Raw genomic sequence first — 26277 nt, 5'->3', positions numbered from 1 at the left:
AGGTTCCTTCGAATTTAGTCTCAGGTGGTGGCAGGCGCAGCGGACGACGGCGGTGTCCGGCCTCCGTGGCTGCAGCCACCGGCTATTGCGCCGCCAGCCGCTCCACCGCCGCCTTGACGGCTGCGAGCGCGGAAGTGGTACCGATGCCTTGGGCATGTACGATGCGGGCGAAGTCGTCAGCGGCCGCGGCCAGCACCTGCTCGGAACGAGCCGCTCCCGCGCTGATGACGGTTCCTGCGCGGCCCTGGGTATCCACCCGTCCGGCGGTTTCCAGCTCGCGGTAGGCGCGGGCCACGGTATTGGGCACCACCCCGAGGTGTTCGGCCAGCTTGCGCACCGGCGGCAGCTTGGTGCCCACCGGCAGTTCCCCGCTGTCCGCGGCCTCGATAATCCGCAGCCGCAGTTGCTCGAACAGCGGTACGGCGCTGTCCCGGTTCAGCCGCCAGTCGAATTGATCAGCTTCCATGCCCTGCCGCCTGTTCCCTTTCCGCCGTTGCCTGAACCGAAAGCGGACCGGCGAACTGCGACCGGTACAGGTCGGCATAGAAACCGCCCGCGGCCAGCAGCCCTTGGTGCCGGCCCTGCTCGACGATCCGTCCGTCCCGCATCACTAGGATGACATCCGCATCGCGGATCGTCGATAACCGGTGCGCAATGACGAAACTGGTCCGGTCGCGGCGCAGGCTGGCCAGGGCCTGCCGGATCTGTGCCTCGGTGCGCGTGTCGACCGAACTGGTGGCCTCGTCCAGGACCAGGACCGCCGGGTCCGCCAGCCAGGCTCGTGCGATCGTCATGAGCTGCCGCTGGCCCTGGCTCAGCCGGCTGCCGCCGTCCTCCAGGACGGTGTCGTAGCCCTCGGGCAGGGCCCGGACGAAGTGGTCCACCTGGGTCGCCCGGGCTGCCGCCATGATCTGCTCGTCCGTGGCTTCCGGCGCACCGTAGGCGAGATTCTCCCGGATGGTGCCGCCGAAGAGCCACGCGTCCTGCAGGACCATGCCGAAGTTGCGCCGCAGCTGCCGCCGCGGCAGCGTGGTGATGTCCGCGCCGTCCAGCGTGATCCGGCCGGCGTCGACGTCGTAGAAGCGCAGCAGCAGGTTCACCAGCGTGGTCTTGCCCGCCCCCGTCGGACCGACGATCGCCACGGTCTGGCCGGATTCGGCGGTGAAGGACAAGCGGTGGATCACCTCGGCATCCGGGCCGTAGCCGAAGCTGACGTCTTCGAAGGCCACCCGGCCCTGGCCCCGGGTGTGTGTCCCGGTCCCGTCCGCGGCCGGCGCCGTGGCCGGGCCTGTGGCTGCCGGTGCCGCGTCCGGAGCCTCCTCGGCGCTGTCAAGCAGGGCGAAGACCCGTTCCGCCGAAGCGACGCCGGATTGGAGCATGCCGACCAGCCCGCCCAGCTGCCCCAGCGGCTGGCTGAATTGCCGGCTGTACTGGATGAAGGCCTGCACACTGCCGATGGACAACAATCCGAAGGCTACCTGCAGCCCGCCGGTGACGGCGACGGCCACATAGTTGAGGTTCGAGACCAGCATCATCGCGGGCATGACCATCCCGGAGACGAACTGTGCCCGGTAGGCCGCCGCGTACAGCTGCTCGTTGGCGCTGCGGAACTCGGCAATGGCCTGCGGCTGCTGTCCGAAGGCCTTGACCACGTCGTGTCCGGTGATCATCTCCTCCACGTGCCCGTTCAGCCGGCCGGTAGTGCGCCACTGGGTGGCGAACAAAGCCTGCGAGCGCCGCGCGATCAGCACCGTGACGATGGCGGAGACCGGCACCGTGGCGACGGCGATGAGGGCCAGCAGCGGCGAGATGGAGACCATCATGGCCAGCACGCCAAGGATGGTCAGCACCGACACCATGATCTGGGTCAGCGTCTGGTTCAAAGTCTGGGCGAGGTTGTCGATGTCGTTGGTGGCACGGCTGAGCACGTCGCCGCGGGATTCGCGCTGGAAGTGGGCCATGGGCAGGCGGGCGAGCTTGTCCTCGATGGCCGCCCGGAGCCGGAACATGGCGTGCTGGACGACGACGGCGCTGAGCCTGCCCTGCAGCCAGCCGAAGACGAAGGCCGCGAGGTACAGGCAGATCACGGTCAGCAGCACCATCCGCAGCTGGTCGAAGTCGATGCCTTGGCCGGGAACCAGATGCATGCCCTGGAGCATGTCCGCCAGCTGCTCCTTGCCTTCGCTGCGCAGCCGCTGCACATACTCGGCCTGGCTGACTCCGGCGGGGATGGCGCGGCCGGCGAGGCCGGCAAAGATGATGTCGGTGGCGGCCCCGAGGATGCGCGGGGCTGCCACCGACAGGGCGACGGCGAGCGCGGCCGCGCCGGCCATGGCGGCGGCGGCCGGCAGGTCCGGGCGCATCAGGGCCAGGATGCGGCGCAGGCTGGGCAGGAAGTTCAGCGGCCGGGCGGTCTGTTGTCCGGCCTGCATCCCGCGGAAGCCGCCGCGCATCATGCTCATGTCCGGACCTCCCGTTCGTCCGCGGGCAGCTGGGAGTCGACGATTTCGCAGTAGGTGGGGCAATCGGCCAGCAGTTGCCCGTGGTTTCCCTGTCCGGCGATCCTGCCCTGGTCCAGGACCACGATCCGGTCCGCGTCCAGGATGGTGCCCACCCGCTGGGCGACGATGAGCACTGTGGCACCGCCGGTGGGTGAGCCTGGGGCCTTCAGGGCGGCCCGCAGCCGGGCGTCGGTGGCAAAATCCAAGGCGGAGAAGCTGTCGTCGAAGAGATAGATGGCCGGTCTGGCCACCAGTGCGCGGGCGATGGCCAGGCGCTGCCGCTGGCCGCCGGAGAAGTTTCCGCCGCCCTGTTCCACCGGGTGGTCCAGTCCCCCGTCCCGGGCGCGGACGAAGTCCGCCGCCTGCGCCGTCTCCAGGGCCGACCAGAGCTCGGCATCGCTGGCACCGGATTTGCCGAAGCGCAGGTTGGAGGCGATGGTCCCCGCGAAGAGCGTGGCCCGCTGGGGCACCAGCCCGATCCCTGCGCGCAGCGAATCCAGGTCCACCTCCACCGTGGCCTGCCCGTCCACCGTGATCCGGCCGGCGGAAGGGTCCAGCAGCCGGGGCACCATGGAGAGCAGGGTTGTCTTGCCGCTGCCGGTGGGCCCGATGACCGCCGTCGTCTGTCCCGGTTCGGCCGTGAAGCTGATGCCGGAGAGCACCGGCGTCTCGGCGCCGGGGTAGCAGAAAGCGACGTCCTCGAACGCCAGCCGCCCGCCGTCGTACGCCAGCGCCGGCGCGCCGGGCCGCTGCGCCACGCTGGTCCGGGACTGGAGCACTTGTCCGATGCGCTCGGCGCAGACGGCTGCGCGGGGCACCATCATGACCATGAACATCGAGATCATCACGGCCATCAGGATCTGCATGATGTACGCGATGAAAGCGGTCAGGCCGCCGATCTGCATCTGCCCGGCGTCGATGCGCAGGCCGCCGAACCAGATCACGCCGGCCGAAGCAAGGTTGACCACCAGCATCACGGCGGGGAACATGAGCGCAACCAGTTGGCCCACGCGCAGCTGGGTTGCGGTCAGGTCGGCATTGGCCACCCGGAAGCGGCCGGCCTCGTGCTCCTCGCGGGCGAAGGCCCGCACCACACTGATGCCCATGATCTGTTCGCGCAGCACGCCGTTGACCCGGTCCAGCTGGGCCTGGGCCATACGGAACAGCGGCACCAGCCGGCGCACGAGCAGGCCGATCACGGCGAACAGCACCGGCAGCACCAGCAGCAGCAGGCCGGACAGCGGGACGTCCTGGCGCAGGGCCAGCAGGACCGCGCCGAAGCCCATGATCGGGGCGGAGACCATCATGGTGAAGGCCATCAGCACTACCATCTGGACCTGCTGCACATCATTGGTGGTGCGGGTGATCAGCGAGGGGATGCCGAAGCCGCCTGCTTCCAGGGCCGAGAGCTGCTGGATTTTCACGAACAGGCGGTCCCGGAGGTCGCGCCCGGCGCCCATGGCGACGCGGGCGCTGAGGTAGGCGGCGGTGAGGGCGCACAGCGCCTGGGCGGCCGTGACCGCGAGCATCCAGCCGCCCAGCTGGACGATGACGGCCGTGTCGCCTTGGACCACGCCGCGGTCGATGATGGCGGCGTTGAGCGTGGGCAGGAACAAGGTGCCGGCAGTCTGCAGGAACTGCAGCACGATGACGGCGGCCACCTGCGCCCGGTAGGGCGCCAGGCCGTGAAGTACCAGCCGGACAAGCAACGTCCCTCCCCAACTCTGCCCCGGCAAAGCCGCGGGCATAGCGAACTTACGCCTGTGGAGAGGCACAGGCAAGGGAAAACCGGAATCGCGGTCCGGCGGCGGCCGTTACACTGGCGGCATGATCGACCTCACCGATATCACCATCCGCAGTGCGTCCGTCAGCGAGATGGACAACAACGTCTACCTGCTGACCTCGAAGTCGTCCGGGGAGCAGGTGCTGATCGACGCGGCGGACGACTTTCCGGCAATCCAAAAACTGTTGGCCGATGGTGCGGCGGACGCACCGGGCGGAGACGCCCAGCTAAAGCTCATCGTGACCACGCACAGCCACTGGGACCATGTCCGCGCCCTCGCCGCGGCGGTCGAAGCCACCGGGGCACCGACCGCTGCCGGGATCGAGGATGTGGACGCGATCGAGGTACCGACCGAGATCGCCTTGGAGCACGGCGATATCCGCTGGTTCGACGGCTTCGAGTTGGAGGCCATCAAGCTGCGTGGCCACACCGCCGGCAGTGTGGCGCTGCTGTACCGGAACCCGCACGGTCCGGCACATCTGTTCTCCGGGGACTCGCTCTTCCCCGGCGGCGTGGGCAACACGCAGAAGGACCCGGTCCGGTTCGCCTCGCTGTACCGGGACGTGGTGGAGCGGGTCTTCGACTACCTGCCGGATGACACCGTGGTCCACCCGGGGCATGGCAAAGCCACCACGCTGGGCGCCGAACGGCCGCACCTGCAGGAGTGGCAGGAACGCGGCTGGTAGCGGAAGCAGTCCGGTAGCCGGCTCACGTCCGAAACAGCTCGAAGGCGACCCGTCCGCCGTCGTCCCCGCCGGTGACCAGGCGCAGCTGCTCCAGCGCCTGGTCCCGCACCGGCCGCGCACTGAGGGACTGCAGGTAGCGTTCGTGCGCCATCAGCGAAGCCAGGGCCCGCTGCCAACTGTCCGCGCCGACCTGGACGCTGTGCGTGGGTTGCGGGGAGACCACCGCTACCCAGCGGACTCCTGCGTGCGGCGCCAAGCCGTCATCGGCCAGCTCGGGAAAAATCCATTCGCTGGCAGCATCCGCGACGGCGTTCAGCACCGCCCGGCCGAGCACCTGATGGTCCTGCGAATTCCACCGGCCGGGTCCCCAGGACTCCCGGTGGTTGAGCGTGATGATCCCATCCGGGCGGTACTGCCGGATTCCCCGGGCCAGATCGCGGCGCAAGGCCAGGCTTTCCTCCAGCCTGCCGTCCGGGTAACCGAGGAAGGACAGCGTGTCCACGCCCACGGCGGCACACGCTGCCCGCTGCTCGGCCTCCCGTACAGGCCCGGCTGCGGCCGGAGGCAGTCCGGCAATGCCCGCCTCGCCCCGGGTGGCCAGCAAATAGCTAACCTGCTTGCCGCGGGAGGTCCATTCGGCCACCGCCGCGGCTGCCCCGTACTCGGGGTCGTCCGGGTGCGCCATCAGTACCAGTGCCCGGTCCCAGTCTTCGGGCATTGGTTCCAATCCGGTCATCCGGGTCCCAGTTTGTGGCCGACGGCGAAAATGCGCCGGAAGGAGTACACCGTGCCGTAGGAGGTGGCCGGGTAGGCCTCGCGCAGGCTTCGGGCGTAGTCCGCCTCGAACTCCCGGGCCTCCTCATCCGTCAGTACCGCCAGCACCGGCCGGAGCCCGGCACCGCGGACCCATTCCAGCACCGGGTCCGGGCCGGCGAGCACATGCTCGTAAATGGTGGTCCAGGCTTCCGCCGCGCAGCCGCCTTCGAGCAGCAGCCGCAGGTAGTCCCGCACGGAGCCGACCGCGTTATCGTGACGGAGCACGCCGGCCAGCCGGCCGGACCAGCGCGGGGAGTCTGCGAGCGCGCGCATCAGCGCATGCGACGGCGCCTCGAAGTTGTCCGGCACCTGGACGGCGAGCCATGCTCCGGGCTGAAGCTGCTTCAGCCAGCCGCGCATCAGATCCAAGTGGCCCGGTACCCACTGCAGAGCGGCGTTGGAGACCAGTACGCCCAGCTCCCCCGGCGGGGACCAGCCAGCCATGTCCCCCTCGGCGAACTCCAGGTTCGGCTCATCCTGGACCTCGCGTGCGCGCTCGACCATCGCCGGATTGGAATCCACCCCGATGACGCGGGCGCCGGGCCAGCGGCGGGCCAGCGACGCCGTGAGGTTGCCCGGGCCGCAGCCGAGGTCCACCACCAGGCGCGGTTCCGGGCCGGTGATCCGGTTGGTCAGGTCGAAGAACGGCACACTGCGGTAGTCGGAGAATTCCACATACTTCTGCGGGTCCCAGTCCATGCGCCCCAGCTTAGCGCCCGCCACCGGAGGACGGAGTTCCATGCACCCCACGGCCGATGCCCGGAAAAACTTTGCCTCGGCTGCATCCGGGACGGGCCCTGGACCGGTAACAGGGGGTGTAAGCGTAAACAGCCCGGCGACGGGCCTTTGAAGGAGATCGACATGCGCAACCGCATCATCGCCATTTCGGCGGCAGCATTTGCAGCTTCTTTCGGGCTGGCTTTACCAGCCCAGGCCGCCCAGGACGACGCCCAGCTTTCGGTACTGCACGGTGTTCCTGACCTGACCGTGGATGTCTGGGTCAATGGCCAGCGGACGCTGGATGACTTCACTCCGGGCAGCCTGGCCGGACCGCTGGAGCTGCCGGCCGGCAGCTATTCGGTGGCGGTCACCGCCTCGGACGCGGCGAGCGCGGACGATGCCGTGATCGGGCCGGTTGACTTGAAACTGGCAGCCAACGGGAACTACACCGCGGTCGCGCATTTGGACGCCGGCGGCAAGCCCACGGCCACCCTGTACACCAACGACATGTCCGCCATCCCCGCGGGTAAGGGCAAGTTGACCGTGCGCCATACCGCAGCGGCGCCGGCGGTCGACATCCTGGCGGGCGGTACCCCCGTAATCCAGAACCTCACCAACCCAGACGGGAAGACGCTGACCTTGGACCCGGGTACCGTACCTGCGTCCGTGGCGGCAGCCGGAACCACCAAGGCGGTACTGGGGCCTGCCGACGTGCCGGTGGCCGAGGGAAGCAACACCATCGTGTACGCCTGGGGCAGCCTGGACGATAACAACCTCGCCGTAGCCGTACAGACGATCAAGGGATTGCAGTCCGATCCGAACGCAGTACCCGGCGGCCGCTCCGGCGCAGCCGCGGACGATGACAGCACCGCTGCGATTGCCGGCGGGGCCGGTGCCGCACTGCTGCTGGCAGCAGCCGGAGGCTGGGTCCTGCGCCGGCGGACGGTGGCCGCCCGCAACCGCTAGACAGACCCGGCGGTACCGTTTTCCCCCCGTCGCGGTACCGCCGTCCCAGCCCGTCCGGCCTGCCCCCGAGGGCCGGACGGGCCCACCTTTTCAGGGACCGCTGAAGGAAAAGGCATGGAACACGACCAGTCCACCAGATCTGCAGGAATCCGGCGTCGGGCTTTGCTCGGCACCCTGGTTACCGTGCTCGCACTACCCGGCCTGTCCGGCTGCGCCGCCGGCGCCTCACCAGTAGCAACGGGTAGTGCCGCACCAGCTGACACATCCGTGTCCTCCCCGCCGGCAGCCGCGGCACCAGTCCCGTCCGTGCCGGTCCATGACGCGGCCATGCTGCCAAAGGCGCCAAAACCTCCGGCCCCGCCCCGGTTCCTGACCGTGGAAGGCACCACCATCGCCGTCGACGTGGTCTCGGTGGGGGTTCGTGCGGACCACGCGATGCAGATCCCCGACTCCTTCGGCCAGGCCGGCTGGTACCGCTTCGGCGCAGCCCCCGGGGCCGCGCACGGCACCGCGGTCATCGCCGCGCACGTGGACACCCTGACGGACCTCGCCCCCTTTTCGCAGCTGCGGCATCTCCGCCACGGTGCAGCCATCAAGGTCCAGCGCCGGGGCGCACCGCCGGTGGTGTACCGCGTGGCGGACGTGGCGTTGCAGCCGAAGGACCGCTTCGATGGCAGGAAACTCTTCCGCCGTGACGGCCCGCACCAGCTCAGGCTCATCACGTGTGGCGGCAAGTGGCTGGACGACCGGCAGGACTACAGCGACAATGTGGTAGTCACTGCGCTCCCGGAATGAGCCGGGGGCCGGTGCCGGAGCTGGAACCAGCGCGCGGTACCGGAGACCGCCGCTCCACACCATGGAGGGAGCGCCCATTGCCTGCCCCTTCCCAGTCCTGGTCCGCGGAACTCGACGCCGCCTTTGCTGCCGGCCAGGAGCAGGTCCTCGCCGAGGCCTACCGGCAGTTTGCCCCGCTGGTACATACGCTGGCCGCGCGCTCGCTGGGCAGCCAGGCTTCGGCCGACGACGCCACGCAGGAGGTGTTCATCCGGGCCTGGCGCTCGCGGGCAACCTACAATCCGGCCGCGGCACCGGTTCCGGCGTGGTTGGTCGGCATCACCCGGAATGTCATCGCCGACGCGTTGGCGGCGGCAGCCAGGGAGCAGCGGAAGGTGCGCGCAGCTGCGGACGTCCTGCCGGACCCCGGCCACGGCCCTGAAGCCGCCGAGGTGATGGCGGACCGGCTGCTGCTGGAAGGGGAACTCGGCCGGCTGGGCGAACCGCAGGGCTCGATCATGCGGCTGGCCTTCTACGAGGACCTGACCCATGAGCAGATTGCACGGCGCCTGGACCTGCCGCTGGGTACAGTGAAGAGCCACATCCGCAGAAGCCTGTCCCGACTGCGCGACCGATTGGAGGTAGACCATGCAGCACCTTGATCCCGAGTTGCTCAGCCTGCTGGCGCTGGATGACGGCGTCGGCACAGACTCCGAACGGGAGCACCTGCGCCGCTGCACGGCCTGCCGCACCGAATACGAAGAGCTGCGCCGTACCGTCAGCGTAGCCAGGACCCAGCCGCCGCAAACCCTGCAGGCACCGGGCCCGCAGGTCTGGGCCGCCATCCACCGCGAACTCGGGTTGGCCGAAACCTTGGCCGAGGATCCACTGGGCGGCAACGTCCGGGACATCCGGTCCGCCCCTCCGCCGCGCCCCGGCACGGCCGGCGGCAGGCGGCCCCGCAGGGCACGCCCGCTGTGGCTGCTGGCCGCGGCCGCCGCCCTGGTGCTGGTCCTGGGCATCGGCTGGATCGTGTCCCGCCAGGCGGCGGCTCCACCGGCTCCGCTGGCGGTCGCCACACTGGAGCCATTGAAGCAGTTCACCACCACCGGATCGGCCGAGGTCCTGCCGACCGGCGGCAATCAACGCGAACTCGTGGTCCGTCTCAGCGCGGATGAAGCGCACGGCTACCAGGAGGTCTGGCTGATCAAGCCTGATCTGTCCGGTCTGGTCAGCCTCGGTGTGCTGGAATCGACCACCGGCACGTTCGCCATTCCGCCCGGACTGAACCTGGCCGACTACCCGATCGTGGACGTATCGGACGAACCCCTCGATGGAAAGCCAGCCCATTCCGGTGTCAGCATTGTCCGAGGCAAGCTGGACGTCTAGGCCGTGGCGGACCACATAAGCTTGAAGGAACATGAATCTTCTTGAACAGCTCCCGGCCGCGTCCTCCCGCACTGTCGCCGCGGCGGACCCGGACCAAACCTATACCTCTTTCGTCGAGTGGGTGGAAAGCCGGGGCATGTCGCTCTACCCGGCCCAGGACGAAGCCGCCATGGAGCTGGTCACCGGCAACAACGTCATCCTGGCGACCCCCACCGGGTCTGGTAAGTCCATGGTGGCCATCGCCGCCCACTTCCACGCCCTGGCCACCGGGCAGCGCAGCTACTACACGGCCCCGATCAAGGCACTGGTCTCGGAGAAGTTCTTCGCACTGTGCGACATCTTCGGCCCGGACAACGTGGGTATGGTCACCGGCGACTCGGCGGTGAACCAGGATGCGCCGATCATCTGCTGCACCGCGGAGATCCTGGCCAACATCGCGCTGCGCGAGGGCAAGGACGCGGACCTGGGCCCGGTGGTGATGGACGAGTTCCACTACTACTCGGACCCGCAGCGGGGCTGGGCCTGGCAGGTGCCGCTGCTGGAGCTGCCGCAGGCCCAGTTCCTGCTCATGTCCGCCACGCTGGGCGATGTCAGCCGCTTCGAGAAGGAGCTCACCGAGCTGACCGGCCGGACCACCAACACCGTCAGTTCGGCCGAGCGGCCCATTCCGCTGCACTACTACTACGCCACCACCCCGGTGCAGGAATCCCTCGAGGAACTGCTGTCCACCCGGCAGGTCCCGGTGTACGTGGTGCACTTCAGCCAGGTCGAGGCGATCGAACGCGCCCAGAACCTGATGAGCATCAACGTCTGCACCCGCGAGGAGAAGGATCGGATCGCCGAGCTGATCGGCGGTTTCCGGTTCGCGGCCGGCTTCGGCAAGACCCTGAACCGGCTGGTCCGCCACGGCATCGGCGTGCACCATGCCGGCATGCTGCCCAAGTACCGCCGGCTGGTCGAACAGCTGGCCCAGGCCGGGCTGCTGAAGGTCATCTGCGGAACCGACACCCTGGGCGTGGGGATCAACGTGCCGATCCGCACCGTGCTGCTGACCGCGCTGAGCAAGTACGACGGCGTGCGTACCCGGCTGCTGGGCGCCCGGGAGTTCCACCAGATCGCCGGGCGCGCCGGGCGCGCCGGCTACGACACGGCAGGGACCGTCGTCGTGCAGGCACCGGAGCACGTCGTCGAGAACACCAAGGCGATGGCCAAGGCCGTGGCCAAGTTCGGCGACGACCAGAAGAAACTGCGCCAGGTAGTGAAGAAGAAGCCGCCGGCCGGCTTCGTCAGCTGGGGCGAACCGACGTTCAACCGGCTGGTGGAGAGCGAACCGGAGCCGCTGACCTCAAGCTTCACCATCACCCACGCCATGCTGCTGAACCTGCTGGAGCGGCCCGGGGATCCCTTTGCCGCGGCCCACCGGCTGCTCACGCACAACCACGAGACCCGGGCCGCCCAGCTGCGCCTGATCAAACGCGCCCTGGGCATCTACCGGGAATTGCTCGCCTCGGGCATCATCGAGCGCCTGGACGAGCCGGACGAGGACGGGCGGACCGTGCGGCTGCAGGTGCATTTGCAGGAGAACTTCGCGCTGAACCAGCCGCTGTCGCCGTTCGCCGTCGCTTCCCTGGAACTGCTGGACCCCGAAGGTGGCAGCTACGCACTGGACGTGCTCTCGGTGATCGAGGCGATCCTCGAAAAGCCGCGGCAGATCCTCTCCGCCCAGGAAAAGAAGGCCCGGGGGGAAGCCGTGGCGGCCATGAAGGCGGACGGGCTGGAGTATGACCAGCGGATGGCCCTGCTCGAGGAGGTCACGTACCCGCAGCCACTGGGCGAACTGCTGTTCCAGGCCTTCGAGACCTACCGCCGGGCCGCGCCGTGGGTCGGCGACTTCGAGCTGGCGCCCAAGTCCGTGATTAGGGACATGTACGAGCGGGCGATGAACTTCGGCGAATTCGTGCAGTTCTACGGCCTGGCCCGCAGCGAAGGCATCGTGCTGCGCTACCTGACGGACGGCTACAAGGCGCTGCGGCAGACGGTGCCGCCGGAAGCCCTGCGGGAGGACCTCGAAGACATCGTCGCCTGGCTGGGTGAACTGGTCCGCCAGGTGGACTCCAGCCTGCTGGACGAGTGGGAGGAGCTCGCCGCCGGCGCCGGAGCCGCGGACCTGGCTGCCGAACACGCGGCGGAGAACGTGCTGACCAAGGAACCGCCGAAGCTCACCGACAACATCCGGGCCTTCCGGGTCATGGTCCGCAACGAGCTCTTCCGGCGGGTGGAACTGTTCGCCGACGAGGACGAAGAGGCCCTGGGCGCCCTGGACGCCGACGCCGGCTGGGACGCGGACCGCTGGGCGGACGCGATGGACGGGTACTTCGAGGAGTACGAGGACATCGGCACCGGCGGCAACGCCCGCGGGCCGGCCCTGCTGATCATCGAGGAGGGCCCTGCCGTCTGGAAAGTCCGGCAGATCTTCGACGACCCGGACGGCAACCATGACTGGGGCATCAACGCCGAGGTGGACCTGGCGGAAAGCAACGAGACCGGGACCGCCGCCGTCAAGGTCGTCTCCGTTGGGCCGCCCCGCTGACCGTCCCCGCCGCCGTCCTTTGCGGGCAGCCGGCCTGGCTACTCGTCCGGATCCGGAGCGGTGTCCGTAGGGTCGAAGTCCAACTGCAGTCCGCTGGCGTAGCTGGCCGTGCTGCCGCGTCCCCTGAAGGTCCCGCCGGACAGCGGGGCGTAGGCGAAGTATCCCCCGGCTGACGCCGCCGGACCCGGTTCGCCGCCGTCGTCGTCGGATATGCCGGAGGCGCCGCCGAGCAGGCTGCGGGTCAGCGCCTCGCCGTCGCCCATCAGTTCCTCGGCAGCGGCCAGCAGATGTGCGTCCGCCGGCTGCACGCCGGCGAGCGCCGAGGCGACGACAGCGCGGCGGACCAGCTCCCGGGCAAACGAGGCGGTGGTGCCCCGGGTCCGTTCCGCCGCCTGGGCAACAGCGTCCTCGCTAAAGGCAAGCTTCCGGGCATAGAGTCGCAGCAGCGCGGCCCGCTCGGCTGCCTCCGGCAGCGGAACCTCGACGGCGAGGTCCACCCTGCCGGGGCGCTGGGCCAGAGCGCGTTCGAGCATGTCCACCCGGTTGGTGGTCAGCACAAAGGCGACATCGGCATCGTCGTCGAGCCCGTCCATTGCATCCAGCACCTCGAACAGCAGCGGCTGCGGCCCGTGGCCGAAGCTGCGGTCTTCGGCAATCAGGTCGCAGTCTTCGAGGATGACCATGGACGGCTGCAGGGCCCGGGCCATCCGGGCCGCCTCGGCAATGAACGCCAGCGAACCGCCGGACAGAATAATCGCTGTCGTCCCGTCGCTGCGGCCGAGCAGGTACCGGACCGTGTGGGTCTTGCCGGTGCCCGGGGGTCCATACAGCAGGATGCCGCGCTTGAGGTGCTGGCTCAGGGCCCGCAGCTGCTCGCGGTGCCCGCCCAGGTCCACCGCGTGCCGGCTGATCCGTTCCAGCAGCCCCTCCGGCAGGATCACCTCCGTGGCGGCCAGCCGCGGACGTTCGTGGAAAGTGACTCCGGAACCTGAATCCCCGAACGGGTCCATGGTCAGCGAGACCACCTGCCCCTTGAGCACGCTGCGCGTTTGCATGCCGGTGCGGAACTCCGCCAGGAACGCTGCCACCTGCTGCGCGTCCCGGCCCAGCACCTCCAGCGCGGCCGTATTCTGCCCGTAGCGCGGGTTGGCGGCCCGGATCAGCACTGCCAGCGGCTGCCCGCGGTGGCTGAACAGCCGCAGCCCCAGCGATATCGCCTGGCGCTGCTGTGCCGGCCCCACCGCCACATTGGCATAGTCGGGCTGGGCGAGCGGGAACTGCGGGAAGTGGCGGGACTGCTGGAGCATGTCGCTCAGGGACAGGTGGTGGCGCTGGTCTCCCCCGCCGATTCCCACCAGCCGGTGGCCGGGATCCGCCTCCGCGGCCTCGGCCAGCAGGATGTCGGCATCCGCGAAACGGTGTCCCGGGACTTCCTCGACCACGACCGGCAGCTCGTCCGGCGGCAGACCCAGATGCGCACCCAGCGCGTCGGCCAACTGCCTCCCGCCGGCCACCCGCGGCTGCGCCCTTTCGGCCAGCCTGACCAGCGCGGCAAAATCCTCGATGAAAGCCGACAGTTTCCCCTCCATGCCCCGACCCTACCGGAACTGCCGGTTGTTGCGGGATGACTGGCGCTAGGCTCTTGGTATGCCTGAAATCCGCCGTGCCCGCGATACCGATATCCCCGCGATCCTGGAACTGATCCACGAACTGGCGATCTACGAAAAGGAACCGGACGCGGTCAAAGCCACCGCACCGCAGCTGCGCGAAGCACTGTTCGGACCAGAGCCGGCGGTGTTCGCCCATGTCGCCGAGGTGGCGGGCGAGGTCGAGGGCATGGCCCTGTGGTTCCGGAGCTTCTCCACCTGGGAAGGCACCCACGGCATCTACCTGGAGGACCTGTACGTGCGGCCCGGCAACCGCGGCCGGGGACTGGGCACGGCCCTGCTGCGCACGCTGGCCCACCATGCCCTTGAGCGCGGCTACGCCCGGGTCGAGTGGGCGGTGCTGAACTGGAACGAACCGGCCATCGGCTTCTACCGCAGCCTGGGCGCCGGGCCACAGGAGGAGTGGACCACCTACCGGCTGGCCGGGGATGCCTTGGCCGCGTTCGGCGCGGCCGCGGCGGCGGATCCCGCGGGAGCGGCCCAGTGACCGCAGCAACCGGGCACCGGGTGGCCGGCAGCCACGAAATGCGCGGCGTGCACACCACCGAGCACTATTTCACCGTGCCCCTGGACCACAGCTGGCCGGAGGGCGAAACCCTGGAGGTCTTCGCCCGCGAGTACGTCTCCACGGACCACGGGGATGCAGCCGCCACGCTGCCCTGGCTGCTCTTCCTGCAGGGCGGCCCGGGCGGCCGCGGCAACCGCGTGGCGTCGCTGGGCGGGTGGATGAAGGAAGCGGCGCGCCACTTCCGCATCCTGATGCTGGACCAGCGCGGCACCGGACTCTCCTCCCCCGTCACGCGCCAGACCCTGCCGCTGCGCGGCGGCCCGGCAGCGCAGGCCGAGTACCTTGCGCACTTCCGCGCGGACTCCATCGTGGCCGACGCCGAACTGATCCGCGGGGAGCTGGCCGGCGGTCCGTGGAGTGTCTTTGGCCAAAGCTACGGCGGCTTCTGTGCGCTCACCTACCTCTCCTTCGCTCCCGAAGGCCTGCGTGAGGTGCTCATCACCGGCGGGCTCGCGCCACTGGACGGGCACCCGGACCGGGTCTACCGTGCCACCTTCCAGCGTGTCGAGGAGCGGAACCGCGAGTACTTCGCCGCCTACCCGGAGGACCGGGCCCGGGTAACCGAGATTGCCCGGCATCTGGAGACCGTGCCCGAACACCTGCCCAGCGGCGAGCGGCTGAGCGTCCGCCGCTTCCAGATGGTCGGTTCCTTCCTGGGTGGCAACACCCGCTTCGATGCCCTGCATTTCCTGCTCGAAGACGCGTTCACCCGGGGACCGGAGGGCCGATGCCTCTCGGACGCGTTCCTGGGCCAGGTGGGCGCGTTGGTCGGCCGGGCGTCCAACCCGCTGTATGCACTGGTCCACGAGTCCATCTACGGCCAGGCCGCACCCACCGGCTGGTCGGCCTGGCGGGTGTTGGAGGAGTATCCGCAGTTCAAGCCGGAGGCGGAGCAGCCGCTGCTCACCGGCGAGATGGTCTACCCCTGGTACTTCGAGGAGGATCCGGCGCTCGCCCCGCTGCGCGAGACCGCGCACCTGCTGGCCGCCAAGTCCGACTGGCCTGCGCTCTACCACCCCGAGCAGCTGGCCGCCAACACGGTCCCTGCCGCGGCCGCCGTCTACCGGGACGACATCTACGTGGACCGCGGGCTGTCGCTCGAGACGGCCGCGCGGGTGCGCCGGCTGCGTGTGTGGGAGACCTCCGAGTTCCACCATGACGGGATTTCCGACGACGGCGAGGCCATCTTCCGCCGCCTGCTCGGCATGTGCCGGGACGCGTAGGTCGGCCCGTCTTCCCGAGTTCCTCTCACCCTCGTTCCGGGCACACGCCTCGGTCCCGCCGGTACAGGGATTTCCCGGAACGCGGGGCGATGGGCCGGTCCGGCCGTAGAGTGGGGCGCGCGGGCCCCTGCGTGGCGGCGAAGCCGACACGCCGGGAAGCGTCCCAATCTCAGGCGTGCCCGGCCGAGCGCATCTGCCGCAGTTCCTTCTTCAGCTCCGCCACCTCGTCGCGCAGCCGGGCCGCCAGCTCGAACTGCAGCTCGGCGGCCGCGCCGTGCATCTGTGCGGTCATCTGCTCGATCAGTCCGGCCAGGTCCTCCGCCGGCGCGGCGGCCAGCCCGTCCTTGCGGATCTTCTCTCCGACCTTCTCGGCCCCCTTGCCGGCCTTGGCACTTGCCACTGCCCCTGTGATCCCGCGCTTGCCCTTGCCGTAGTCGAAGCTGCCCAGCAGGGCGTTGGTGTCCGCATCCTCCCGGGCCAGCTGGTCCGTGATGTCCGCGATGCGCTTGCGCAGCGGCTGCGGGTCGATCCCGTGCTCCTTGTTGTAAGCCTGCTGGATCTCGCGCCGGCGGTTGGTTTCCTCGATGGCCTGGGCCATCGCATCGGTGACCTTGTCCGCGTACATGTGCACCTGGCCGGAGACGTTTCGGGCGGCACGGCCGATGGTCTGGATCAGCGATGTCGCCGAGCGCAGGAACCCCTGCTTGTCGGCATCGAGGATCGCCACCAGCGAGACTTCCGGCAGGTCCAGGCCCTCGCGCAGCAGGTTGATGCCCACCAGCACGTCGAAGGTGCCCAGCCGCAGTTCACGCAGCAGTTCCACCCGGCGCAGGGTGTCCACGTCCGAGTGCAGGTACTCGACCTTGACCCCGCGCTCGAGGAAGTAGTTGGTCAGGTCCTCGGCCATCCGCTTGGTCAGCGTGGTGACCAGGACCCGCTCGTCCCTGGCCACCCGGGCGTTGATTTCGTCCAGCAGGTCGTCGATCTGTCCCCTGGTGGGCTTGACCACGATCTCCGGGTCGATCAGGCCGGTGGGCCGGATGATCTGCTGCACCACGCCGTCGGCCTTGCCCAGCTCGTACTTGCCCGGGGTGGCGGACAGGTAGACGGTCTGCCCGATCCGCTCCAGGAACTCGTCCCACTTCAGCGGCCGGTTGTCCATCGCCGAGGGCAGCCGGAAGCCGAAGTCCACCAGCGTGCGCTTGCGCGACATGTCGCCTTCGTACATGGCGCCGATCTGCGGCACGGTCACGTGGGACTCGTCGATCACCAGCAGGAAGTCGTCCGGGAAGTAGTCCAGCAGGCAGTGCGGGGCGGTGCCCGGGCCGCGGCCGTCGATGTGCCGGGAGTAGTTCTCGATACCGTTGCAGAAGCCCATCTGCTGCATCATTTCCAGGTCGTAGGTGGTGCGCATCCGCAGCCGCTGGGCCTCCACCAGCTTGTTCTGGGATTCCAGCGTCTCCAGCCGCTGGCGCAACTCGTCCTCGATGCCCGTGATGGCCCGGCTCATCCGCTCCGGACCGGCCACGTAGTGCGAGGCCGGGAAGACGTACATCTCGGTCTCTTCCCGGATGATCTCGCCGGTGACCGGGTGCAGCGTGTGGATGGACTCCACCTCGTCCCCGAAAAACTCGATCCGCAGCGCCAGCTCCTCGTACATCGGGATGATTTCCACCGTGTCCCCGCGCACCCGGAAGGTACCGCGGTGGAAGTCCACGTCGTTGCGGGCGTACTGCATGGCCACGAACCGGCGCAGCAGCTCGTCCCGGTTCATTTCCTCGCCGCGGCGCAGCGTCACCATGCCGGCGATATATTCCTCCGGCGTGCCGAGGCCGTAGATGCAGGAGACGGTGGCGACCACCACGACGTCGCGCCGGGTCAGCAGCGCGTTGGTGGCCGAATGCCGCAGCCGCTCGACCTCCTCATTGATCGAGGAGTCCTTCTCGATGAAGGTGTCCGTCTGCGGCACGTAGGCCTCGGGCTGGTAGTAGTCGTAGTAGGAGACGAAGTACTCCACCGCGTTGTTCGGCAGCAGTTCGCGGAACTCGTTGGCCAGCTGGGCCGCCAGCGTCTTGTTCTGCACCAGCACCAGCGTGGGCCGCTGCACCTGCTCGACCAGCCACGCCGTCGTCGCGCTCTTGCCGGTGCCGGTGGCACCGAGCAGGACCACGTCCTTCTCTCCGGCCTGGATCCGCTCGGTCAGCTCCTTGATGGCGGTGGGCTGGTCCCCCGAAGGTTTGAACTCGCTGACCACCTGGAACGGCGCGACGACTCGGTTGATCTCCTGGGCAAGACTCATGCCGTTAACGGTAGTACCTCAGTACTGCGGCGGCATCCACCCCGAGGCGCCGATCCACTCCTCCAGCCGCGGATCGGCAAAACCGTTGAACCAGCCTGCCTTGTCCCGGGCATAGCTGCCGCAGGCGTTGTCACCGGCATGCAAGGCCGCCACCCGCCGCTTCTCGGCCAAGTAGGCAGCAGCGGTGTCCGGGTCGGCCCGCAGCCAGTCCCGAAAGGCCAATGCCTGGCGCCAGCCGGGCGAACCGGCAGCCCGCACATGGATGTTGGCAGGCCGGCCCGGGTCCGCATTGCCGTGCAGCCGTTTCTCCCACCGCGCAGGATCCGGCTCCGACGACTTCGGTGCGTCCTGCCAGGCCCCGGGCCGGCGGGGGAAGCCGGCGGCGGCGAGCGCGGACTCCAGTCCGTCTGCTTCCGCCAGCGAAGTGACGGTAACCTGCAGGTCGATCACGTCCTTGGCCGGCATGCCGGGAACCGCGGTGGAGCCGATATGGTCCACCGCGAGGATGCGCCCGTCGGCCTGCTGCAGCCGGGCGGCGAGTCGGCGGGCATGGTCCGCCCAGTCCGGCCGGTAGCCGGCCAGCACCGGCGGCCCCGGATGCGCAGCCACCCGCCGGTCCACCAGGTTCCGGTTGAACGGCACCAGCCGGGTATGCCAGATCTCATCTACGGCCGCGGTGAGCTGCTCCGGTGAACCGGTATTCTCCAGCAGCACGTCGGCGGCCGCCCGGCGCTGCTCCGAGGATGCCTGCGCGGCGATCCGGGCCCGGGCCGCCGCCTCGTCCATCCCGCGGTCCGCGACCATCCGGCGCACCCGCTCGTCCTCGGGCGCGTCCACCACCAGCACCAGGTGGAAGTTCGCGCCCTGGCCGGTCTCCACCAGCAGCGGAATGTCCTGGACGATGATGCTGCCGGCCCCGGCGTCGGCCGCCAACTGTGCGGCGCGGGCCCGCACCAGCGGGTGCACGATGGCGTTGAGCGCCCGCCGCCGGTCCTCGTCGCCGAAGACGACGGCGGCGAGCGCCGCCCGGTCCAGGGCACCGGCGTCGTCGAGCACGTCGGGGCCGAAGGCCTCGGCAACAGCGCGCAGCCCCGGCGTGCCCGGCTCCACCACTTCGCGGGCGATGGCGTCAGCGTCGATAAGCACCGCACCGAGTCCGGCCAGGCGGGCGGCGACCAGCGATTTTCCGGCGGCGATGCCGCCCGTGAGACCAACCTTCAGCATCCCGCCAGCTTAGCGTTCAGCGGCTCCCCGACCTCGCAAGCTCGGACGGGTCCCCTGCCGCGAGCGTGCGAGCGGTAGGAGGCGGCTAAGCGCTTACGGGAGGGATGGACCTTGTCAGGTTCCGGCCGGCGGGATGTTCTGGTTGATGTGGAACACGTTGTCCGGATCGTACTGCGCCTTCACCTGGGCGAGCCGGTCATAGTTGTCCCGGTACGCCGCCCTGATCCGGTCCTGGCCTTCGTCCATGATGAAGTTCAGGTAGGCGCTGCCGGCGGTGGTCGGATGCAGCTCCTCCCAGTAGTCCTTGGCCCAGTCCGAAATGGCCTGCGCGTTGGCCGGATCCGGGTCGACGCCCACGATTACTGCGGCCCAGCCGCCGTCCCGGTAGGCGAAGGCCGTCGCGTCGGGGGCAACACGCTGCGCGGCGCCGCCGATCGGGTACATATGCATGGTGCACATCGGCGTCGGCATCAGCTCCCCGTACTTGCGGTGGACTTCGATGGCCTCATCCGGGATCCGAGGAGTGAAATCAGCCTTCCAGTACCATTGCATACCCGCAGGGAGCAGCGGGTCGAACATGGACTGCAGGGCGGTGAAGGGCATCTCCTGCAGGCCCACCAGCAGCGGCGAGCCGAATTCGCGCACCGGTGCCAGCGCCTGCTCCGCCTCTGCCTGCGGCCCGCTGTAGCACCAGAGAATGACGCAGGCCTTGCGCAGGTGCAGTTCCTCCGGGAAGACCGGCACCGGCGGAATGCTGAGGACGCCGATCCAGCCATTGAGCTCCTCCGGCGCGTCCGGCATAAAGTCACGGTACCAGCGCATCACCTCGCCGATGTCTGCCAGGTCGTAGAAGATCGGCCCGGCAATCACGTTCCCGGCCTCGCCGACGTAGTGGCAGCGGAAGACAAACGAGGTGACGACGCCGAAGTTGCCCCCGCCGCCGCGCAGCGCCCAGTACAGGTCCGGATGGTGCTCCGCGTCCGCGGTGACCAGCGAGCCGTCGGCCAGCACGACGTCCGCGCTGAGCAGGCTGTCCACGGTCAGGCCGTAGCGCCGGCTCAGGTAGCCGCTGACACCGCCGCCAAGTGTCAGCCCGGCGACGCCGGTTGAGGAGACGAATCCGGTGGGTACCGACATGCCGAACGGAACCGTGGCGTGGTCCACGTCCCGCCACAGACAGCCACCGTCCACCCGGACGGTGTGGCTGGCCGGGTCCACGGTGGTGCTGCGCATCTCGGACAGATCGATCACCAAGGCGCCGTCCCAGACAGCGAGGCCACCAGCGTTGTGGCCGCCACCGCGAATGGCGATTTCCAGCGCGTGCAACCGCGCGAACTTGACGCAGGCGACGACGTCGGCCGAATCGGCACAGCGCACGATCACCGCCGGGCGCCGGTCGATCATGCCGTTGTAGACGGCCCGGGCCTCGTCAAAGTCGGGGTCGGCGGGTTTGATGACCCTGCCACGCAGTTGGGCTTCGAGGTCTTCGTAGGGATTGGCGATGGGGGTTTCGACGACCGGTGCACCTTCAGCCGGGGTTCCCTCGGCGGGGATCGTGGACATAATGGTTCCCTCCTGTGCCGGCTTCGCCTTGCACAGTCCGGGCTGTTCCGCCCCCCACGAAGACAGCCCGCATGGCCCACCACAGGGCCTTACCGGCGTGGCGCAGCGCAGCAATTGGTCTGTCTCGGTCTGCTCATTGTCCCGCCGCCCCGGCCGCTTCGGCAACGGGCAGCGGCGTGTCGCGAGGGCGCACCTCCCGTAGACTGGAGGGCGTGATTGCCGCCTCCCCCGCCAGCTACACCACCATCGGCGGCGAGCACCGGCATGAGCTCGAAATCAAGCGTTCGCGGTTCATCACCGTCCTGCGGCGGGTGGAAACCGAGGACGAGGCCCGGGCCCTGGTAGCGGAACTGCGCCGGGAGTTCCATGACGCCCGGCACCACTGCAGCGCCTTCGTGCTGGGCCCGGAGCGCGGGGTTCAGCGCTCCAGCGACGACGGCGAGCCCTCGGGCACCGCCGGTATCCCGATGCTCGAAGCGCTGATCAAACGTGAGACGGCGCCCGGGGTCACCGACCTCAGCGACATCGCCGCCGTCGTCGTGCGCTACTTCGGCGGCATCCTGCTCGGCGCCGGGGGCCTGGTCCGGGCCTATTCCGATTCGGTTTCGCAGGCGGTGGCCACCGCCCGGCTGGTCCCGCGGCGGCGGATGCGGCTGTTCGCGGTGCCCGCTGGACACGCCGAGGCCGGCCGGCTGGAAAACGAGCTGCGCACCGCCGGCATCACCGTACTAGGCGCCGATTATGAGCCACACCGTGTCCTGATCAAGGTGGCTTTGGCGGACCAGTCCGAAGTGTTGGAGGCCTTCCGTGCCCAGCTGGCCGCACTGACCTCAGGCGGCGCGGAGCCCGAGCCGCGGGGCACGGAGTGGGTGGACCTTGCCTGACTTGGACTTCGCGCTGCTGCGCCGGCATCCGGACATCGAGGCGGAGAACCTCTTCGCGCACGACGCCGCCGACCGTCTGCTGCTGGACTCGGCGGCCGAGGCGCTCGCCGAGGCTGCACCGGGGCAGTTGGCGGTCATCGGGGACCACTACGGGGCGCTGGTCCTGGGCGCCGCGGCACGGCACGGTATGGCCGGCATCCGGGTGCACCAGGATCCGCTCTCCGGCGAGCTGGCGCTGGCCGGGAATGCCCGGGCTGCGGGACTGGAACACGCCTACGCCAGCCTGCCGCTGGACGCGGAATTGCTGGCCGGCGCGTCAGTGGTGCTGCTGCGGCTGCCCCGCTCGCTGGAGGCGCTCGAGGAGATCGCCTGGCTGATCGCCGCCCATGCGGACCCTGCCGTGCAGGTGTTTGCCGCGGGCATGGTCAAGCACATGACGCTGGCCATGAACGAGGTCCTGGGCCGCCATTTCGCCTCGGTGGCCGCCGGGCTGGCACGGCAGAAAGCCCGCGTGCTGACGGTGGCCGGGCCGCTGCCCGGCGCCGACCCGGCGTTCCCGGTCGAGGCAAGCTACGACGTCGGACTCCCCCAGCCGCTTCGGCTTCGGGCCTACGGCGCAACATTCGGCGGCGCGAAGCTGGACCCCGGCACGCGGTTCCTGCTGCCGCAGCTGGCGCACGCCCGTGCCGCGGACGCGGCGGTCGACTTGGGCTGCGGCAATGGATCGATCGCCGCGTACCTGGCCCTGTCCCGGCCGCAGCTGAAGATCCTGGCCTGCGACCAGTCCGCCTCCGCCGTCGCGTCCACGGCCGCCACCGCCGCTGCCAACGGTGTCGCCGGCCGTGTCGACGTGCTCCGGGACGATGCCCTTTCCGCCCAACCGGACGCTGCTGCGCAGCTGATTGTGCTGAACCCGCCCTTCCACGTCGGGGCCACGGTCCACGCCGGCATCGCGCTGAAGCTGTTCGCCGACGCCGGCCGCGTACTGGCTCCCGGCGGGGAACTGTGGTGCGTCTGGAACTCGCATCTGCGCTACCGGCCGCAGCTGGAACGTCTCGTCGGGCCCACCAGGCAGGTGGCCCGGAACCCGAAGTTCACCGTCACGGTCTCCACCCGCCCCTGACATAGGCCCGTGCCCGGCCGGTCAGTGGTGCAGCCGCATGCGCTGGAGGATGGTGGCAGAGATTTCCTCCACCGACATGGACGCGGAATTCACGTACGGTACCTGGTTGATCCGGTACATGTCCTCGGCGCTGCGCAGTTCGTAGGTGCACTGGGCCAGCGAGGCATACTGGCTGTCTGGCCGCCGCTCCTGGCGGATCTGGCTGAGCCGGATCGGCAGCGAGGTCAGGCCGAAGCACTTGCGCACGAAGGGCTGCAGCGGCTTCGGCAGCGCCCGGCCGGCGAAATCCTCCTCGATCAGGGGGAAGTTGGCGGCCAGGATGCCGTGCTGCAGGGCCAGATACATCGTCGTCGGGGTCTTGCCGCAGCGTGAGGGCGCAATGAGGATCAGTTCCGCCCGTTCAAGGGCGCGGATGGACTGACCGTCGTCGTGCTCGATGGCGTATTCGACGGCAGTCATCCGGGACTGGTACCGGATGGCGTCGCCGACGCCGTGGGCCTTGCCCGGCTCCCCGCTGGCAGGGATTTGCAGCACGTCCTCCAGTTGGCCGATATGGGAGCCGAACAGATCCACGAAGTGCCCGCTGCTCTGCGAGAGGATTTCGCGGATCTCCCGGTTGACCGCGGTCGAAAAGACGATCGGCCGCGGACCGGCCGCGGCGAGGCTGTCGATGACGGCGACGACGTCGCGTGCCTGCTCCTCCGTGGTGATGAAGGGGAAGCTGCGGCGCTCCAGCCGCGGCCCGGGGAACTGGGTCAGCAGGGTGTTGCCCAGAGTCTCGGCGGTGATGCCGGTACTGTCCGAGAGGAAGAAGACCACGGGGGCCAGGCCGCGCCCGGCCCCCGTGGTTTCCTCATTCACTGTGCCTGCCACTCAGACCTTCGAGGGGTCGACAGTCCGGGCCAAGCGCAGCCAGGTGTCCGTCACGGCGTCGGGGTTGAGCGAGATCGAGCTGATGCCCTTCTCCAGCAGCCATTCGGCGAAGTCCGGGTGGTCGCTGGGACCCTGGCCGCAGATGCCGACGTACTTGCCGCGGGCGCGGCAGGCAGTGATAGCCAGTTCCAGGAGCTTGGTGACCGCCGGGTTGCGCTCGTCGAACGCCCCGGCGACCAGGGCCGAATCCCGGTCCAGGCCCAGGGTGAGCTGGGTCAAGTCGTTGGAACCGATCGAGAAGCCGTCGAAGTAATCCAGGAACTCATCCGCCAGCAGGGCGTTGGCCGGCAGCTCGCACATCATGACGATCTCCAGGCCGTCCTCGCCGCGGCGCAGGCCGTTGGCCGCCAGCAGCTCGGTGACCCCTTGTGCCTCCTCGAGGGTGCGCACGAAGGGCACCATGATCTTGATGTTGGCCAGCCCCATCCCGTTCCGGGCGAACTTCAGCGCCTCGCACTCCAGCTCGAACGCCTGGCGGAAGGCGGGCGAAAGGTACCGCGAGGCACCGCGGTAGCCGATCATCGGATTCTCTTCGGTCGGTTCGAAGGCAGGGCCGCCGAGCAGGTTGGCGTACTCGTTGGACTTGAAGTCCGAGAGCCGGATGATCACCGGTTCCGGGGCGAAGGCCGCGGCAATGGTGGCGATGCCCTCGGCCAGCCGCTTCACGTAGTAGTCCCGGGGCCCGTCGTAGGCGGCGATCTTCTCCCGGATCTGCTGCATCGAGTAGTCGGAGAGCGCGGCCGGGCGTTCGATCTCGCCGGCCAGGGCCAGCAGGGCGTTGGGGTGGATGCCGATCTGCCGGTTGATGATGAATTCCAGCCGGGCCAGGCCGACGCCGTGGTGCGGCAGCCGGGAGAAGCTGAAGGCCTGCTCCGGAGTGCCGACGTTCATCATCACCTTCACCGGCGCCTCGGGCATGCTCTCCAGCGTGGTTTCCTGCAGTGTGTAGTCCAGCAGCCCGTCGTAGACCAGTCCGGCCTCGCCCTCGGCGCAGGAGACTGTCACCGGAGTGCCCTCGGCGAGTACGCGCGAGGCGTTGCCGGTCCCGACCACCGCGGGGATGCCCAGTTCGCGGGCAATGATGGCCGCGTGGCAGGTGCGTCCGCCGCGGTCGGTTACGATCGCGGCCGCCTTCTTCATGATCGGCTCCCAGTCCGGGTCGGTCATGTTCGCCACCAGGACGTCGCCGGCCTGGAACGAGGCCATCTGGTCGATGGAGGACAGCACTCGCACCTGGCCGGCACCGATGCGCTGGCCGATGGCCCGGCCCTCGGTCAGGACGGCGGAGCGCTCGTTCAGCGTGTAGCGGGAGATGGTGCCGCTGGCCTTGCGGGACTCGACGGTTTCGGGCCGGGCCTGCAGGATGTACAGCTCCCCGTCCACGCCATCCTTGCCCCACTCGATGTCCATCGGGCGGCCGTAGTGCGCCTCGATTGCCAGCGCGTGCCGGGCCAACTGCTCGACCTCGGCGTCGGAGAGGCTGAACTGGCGGCGCAGTTCCGCCGACACGGGCATGAACTCAACGGTCTTGCCCAGCTCGCGGGAGCCGGTGTAGGTCATCTGCACGGCCTTTTCGCCCAGGCCGCGCTTGAGGATGGCCGGCCGGCCGGCGGTCAGGGCGGGCTTGTGCACGTAGAACTCGTCCGGATTCACCGCGCCCTGGACCACTGCCTCACCCAGGCCGTAAGACGAGGTGATGAACACGGCATCGGAGAAGCCCGATTCGGTGTCCATCGTGAACATCACTCCGGATGCACCGAGGTCGGAGCGGACCATGCGCTGGATGCCGGCCGAGAGGGCAACTTCCGAATGCGTGAACCCGTGGTGGACCCGGTAGGCGATGGCCCGGTCGTTGTAGAGCGAGGCAAACACTTCCTTGATGGCCAGCAGCACGTTCTCGATGCCCCGGACGTTCAGGAAGGTTTCCTGCTGGCCGGCGAAGGAGGCGTCCGGCAGATCCTCGGCCGTGGCGCTGGAACGCACCGCCCAGGACACATCCTCGCCGTGGCTGCCGGCCAGCTGCGCATACGCGGCGCGGACCTCCGCCTCGAAATCGGTGGGGAACGGGGCCTGGCGGATCATCTCCCTGATCTGCGTCCCGGCCCCGGCCAGGGCGGCCACGTCGTTACTGTCCAGGCCTTCGAGGACGGCTTCGATGCCGGATTCGAGGCCGGATTCACGCAGGAAGCGCCGGTACGCATCGGCGGTGGTGGCGAAGCCGTCCGGGACCTTGACCCCGGCCGCGGCCAGATTCCCGATCATTTCCCCGAGCGAGGCGTTCTTGCCTCCGACCCGGTCAAGATCGGCCAGGCCAAGTGCGGAAAACCAAAGAACGTCGGTCATAATGTGGTGCTCCTTTTGGGGCACGCGCAGAAAGCGCTGCGGATAAATTTGGTGATGAACAAGGCTGTCCGTACGGAACCTGCCGAGGCAAGTGATTGTGAGGCACGCAACAGATATCCAAGGTCATCAATGGTCATTGAAATGGTTACTGCACAGATGCAGACCGCTGCCGGGGCCCGGGGTTAGCGTGTGCTGCCGGCGGCGGCGGCTGCGCGGGCCTGGTCT

Annotated in this window: 21 protein-coding genes; 10 read left to right on the top strand and 11 right to left on the bottom strand. The window is 69.1% G+C overall.

From position 1 onward, the window contains the following. Window positions 1–82: 82 nt before the first annotated feature. From LVY72_RS08955 to LVY72_RS08945, 3 genes are read right to left on the bottom strand one after another with little or no spacing between them, the layout of a single operon-like run. Window positions 83–466, bottom strand: a complete 384-nt coding sequence (locus tag LVY72_RS08955) for a GntR family transcriptional regulator (protein WP_237819964.1) — start codon at window positions 464–466, stop codon at window positions 83–85. Next, a complete protein-coding gene (locus tag LVY72_RS08950) occupies window positions 456–2462 on the bottom strand; it encodes an ABC transporter ATP-binding protein (protein ID WP_237819961.1) in 2007 nt (668 codons plus the stop codon). Before LVY72_RS08950 ends, LVY72_RS08955 begins: the two co-directional genes overlap by 11 nt. After that, on the bottom strand, window positions 2459–4210 hold the full coding sequence (locus tag LVY72_RS08945) for an ABC transporter ATP-binding protein (RefSeq protein WP_237819958.1): 1752 nt from the start codon (window positions 4208–4210) through the stop codon (window positions 2459–2461). Before LVY72_RS08945 ends, LVY72_RS08950 begins: the two co-directional genes overlap by 4 nt. Before the next feature lie 118 nt (window positions 4211–4328). Between LVY72_RS08945 and LVY72_RS08940 the strand changes: the two genes are divergently transcribed. Continuing rightward, a complete protein-coding gene (locus LVY72_RS08940; RefSeq protein ID WP_237819955.1) occupies window positions 4329–4970 on the top strand; it encodes an MBL fold metallo-hydrolase in 642 nt (213 codons plus the stop codon). A 22-nt stretch (window positions 4971–4992) separates the two neighbouring features. On the opposite strand, the gene LVY72_RS08935 is transcribed toward LVY72_RS08940, so the two are convergent. Beyond that, a complete protein-coding gene (locus tag LVY72_RS08935) occupies window positions 4993–5706 on the bottom strand; it encodes a PIG-L deacetylase family protein (RefSeq protein ID WP_237819953.1) in 714 nt (237 codons plus the stop codon). Continuing rightward, the gene (locus LVY72_RS08930) at window positions 5703–6485 is read right to left on the bottom strand and encodes a trans-aconitate 2-methyltransferase (protein WP_237819951.1); all 783 of its coding nucleotides are present in this window, start codon (window positions 6483–6485) and stop codon (window positions 5703–5705) included. Before LVY72_RS08930 ends, LVY72_RS08935 begins: the two co-directional genes overlap by 4 nt. A 162-nt stretch (window positions 6486–6647) precedes the next feature. Here LVY72_RS08930 and LVY72_RS08925 point away from each other — a divergent pair, with 162 nt between their 5' ends. The 5 genes from LVY72_RS08925 to LVY72_RS08905 all read left to right on the top strand — a co-directional run bounded on the left by LVY72_RS08925 (window position 6648) and on the right by LVY72_RS08905 (window position 12225). Further along, window positions 6648–7472: a DUF4397 domain-containing protein gene (locus LVY72_RS08925; RefSeq protein WP_237819948.1), complete on the top strand. Its 825-nt coding sequence runs from the start codon at window positions 6648–6650 to the stop codon at window positions 7470–7472. Window positions 7473–7847: 375 nt separating this feature from the next. Then, complete coding sequence (locus LVY72_RS08920; protein WP_237819945.1) at window positions 7848–8267, top strand: class F sortase; 420 nt, start codon at window positions 7848–7850, stop codon at window positions 8265–8267. A 77-nt stretch (window positions 8268–8344) separates the two neighbouring features. Then, window positions 8345–8908, top strand: coding sequence for an RNA polymerase sigma factor (locus tag LVY72_RS08915; RefSeq protein ID WP_237819942.1), 564 nt, complete (start codon window positions 8345–8347; stop codon window positions 8906–8908). Then, window positions 8895–9635, top strand: coding sequence for an anti-sigma factor (locus LVY72_RS08910; RefSeq protein ID WP_237819939.1), 741 nt, complete (start codon window positions 8895–8897; stop codon window positions 9633–9635). The genes LVY72_RS08915 and LVY72_RS08910 overlap by 14 nt, the downstream gene beginning before the upstream one ends. Before the next feature lie 31 nt (window positions 9636–9666). Then, window positions 9667–12225 carry a DEAD/DEAH box helicase gene (locus LVY72_RS08905; RefSeq protein WP_237819936.1) on the top strand — a complete coding sequence of 853 codons (2559 nt, stop codon included), beginning with the start codon at window positions 9667–9669 and terminating at the stop codon, window positions 12223–12225. 38 nt (window positions 12226–12263) lie between these two features. Here LVY72_RS08905 and LVY72_RS08900 read toward each other — a convergent pair whose 3' ends face one another. Continuing rightward, window positions 12264–13814 (bottom strand): AAA family ATPase, encoded by a 1551-nt coding sequence (locus LVY72_RS08900; protein ID WP_237819933.1) that lies wholly within the window; start codon window positions 13812–13814, stop codon window positions 12264–12266. Between the two features lie 58 nt (window positions 13815–13872). Between LVY72_RS08900 and LVY72_RS08895 the strand changes: the two genes are divergently transcribed. Then, complete coding sequence (locus tag LVY72_RS08895; RefSeq protein WP_237819930.1) at window positions 13873–14379, top strand: GNAT family N-acetyltransferase; 507 nt, start codon at window positions 13873–13875, stop codon at window positions 14377–14379. Between the two features lie 38 nt (window positions 14380–14417). Continuing rightward, window positions 14418–15683: an alpha/beta fold hydrolase gene (locus LVY72_RS08890; RefSeq protein ID WP_237820357.1), complete on the top strand. Its 1266-nt coding sequence runs from the start codon at window positions 14418–14420 to the stop codon at window positions 15681–15683. A gap of 169 nt (window positions 15684–15852) precedes the next feature. On the opposite strand, the gene uvrB is transcribed toward LVY72_RS08890, so the two are convergent. The 3 genes from uvrB to LVY72_RS08875 all read right to left on the bottom strand — a co-directional run bounded on the left by uvrB (window position 15853) and on the right by LVY72_RS08875 (window position 20769). After that, window positions 15853–17982, bottom strand: a complete 2130-nt coding sequence (gene uvrB / locus LVY72_RS08885; protein ID WP_237819926.1) for an excinuclease ABC subunit UvrB — start codon at window positions 17980–17982, stop codon at window positions 15853–15855. An 18-nt stretch (window positions 17983–18000) separates the two neighbouring features. Beyond that, entirely contained in the window at window positions 18001–19206 is a 1206-nt protein-coding gene (coaE, locus tag LVY72_RS08880) for a dephospho-CoA kinase (protein ID WP_237819923.1), read from the bottom strand. 114 nt (window positions 19207–19320) lie between these two features. Next, window positions 19321–20769 (bottom strand): FAD-binding oxidoreductase, encoded by a 1449-nt coding sequence (locus LVY72_RS08875; RefSeq protein WP_237819921.1) that lies wholly within the window; start codon window positions 20767–20769, stop codon window positions 19321–19323. Between the two features lie 203 nt (window positions 20770–20972). Between LVY72_RS08875 and LVY72_RS08870 the strand changes: the two genes are divergently transcribed. Further along, window positions 20973–21653: a YigZ family protein gene (locus tag LVY72_RS08870; RefSeq protein ID WP_372463692.1), complete on the top strand. Its 681-nt coding sequence runs from the start codon at window positions 20973–20975 to the stop codon at window positions 21651–21653. Further along, complete coding sequence (locus LVY72_RS08865; protein WP_237819916.1) at window positions 21646–22776, top strand: class I SAM-dependent methyltransferase; 1131 nt, start codon at window positions 21646–21648, stop codon at window positions 22774–22776. Before LVY72_RS08870 ends, LVY72_RS08865 begins: the two co-directional genes overlap by 8 nt. A gap of 21 nt (window positions 22777–22797) precedes the next feature. On the opposite strand, the gene LVY72_RS08860 is transcribed toward LVY72_RS08865, so the two are convergent. Both LVY72_RS08860 and ppsA read right to left on the bottom strand, forming a co-directional pair. Next, window positions 22798–23649 (bottom strand): pyruvate, water dikinase regulatory protein, encoded by an 852-nt coding sequence (locus LVY72_RS08860; protein ID WP_237819913.1) that lies wholly within the window; start codon window positions 23647–23649, stop codon window positions 22798–22800. After that, window positions 23650–26052 (bottom strand): phosphoenolpyruvate synthase, encoded by a 2403-nt coding sequence (ppsA, locus tag LVY72_RS08855; protein ID WP_237819911.1) that lies wholly within the window; start codon window positions 26050–26052, stop codon window positions 23650–23652. Between the last annotated feature and the right edge of the window lie 225 nt (window positions 26053–26277).

Source organism: Arthrobacter hankyongi (assembly GCF_022012395.1).
In the GTDB taxonomy this organism is placed as follows: Bacteria; Actinomycetota; Actinomycetes; order Actinomycetales; family Micrococcaceae; genus Crystallibacter; species Crystallibacter hankyongi.
Note: the sequence above shows the minus strand (reverse complement) of the source record. Positions and strands in the feature narration are given on the sequence as shown.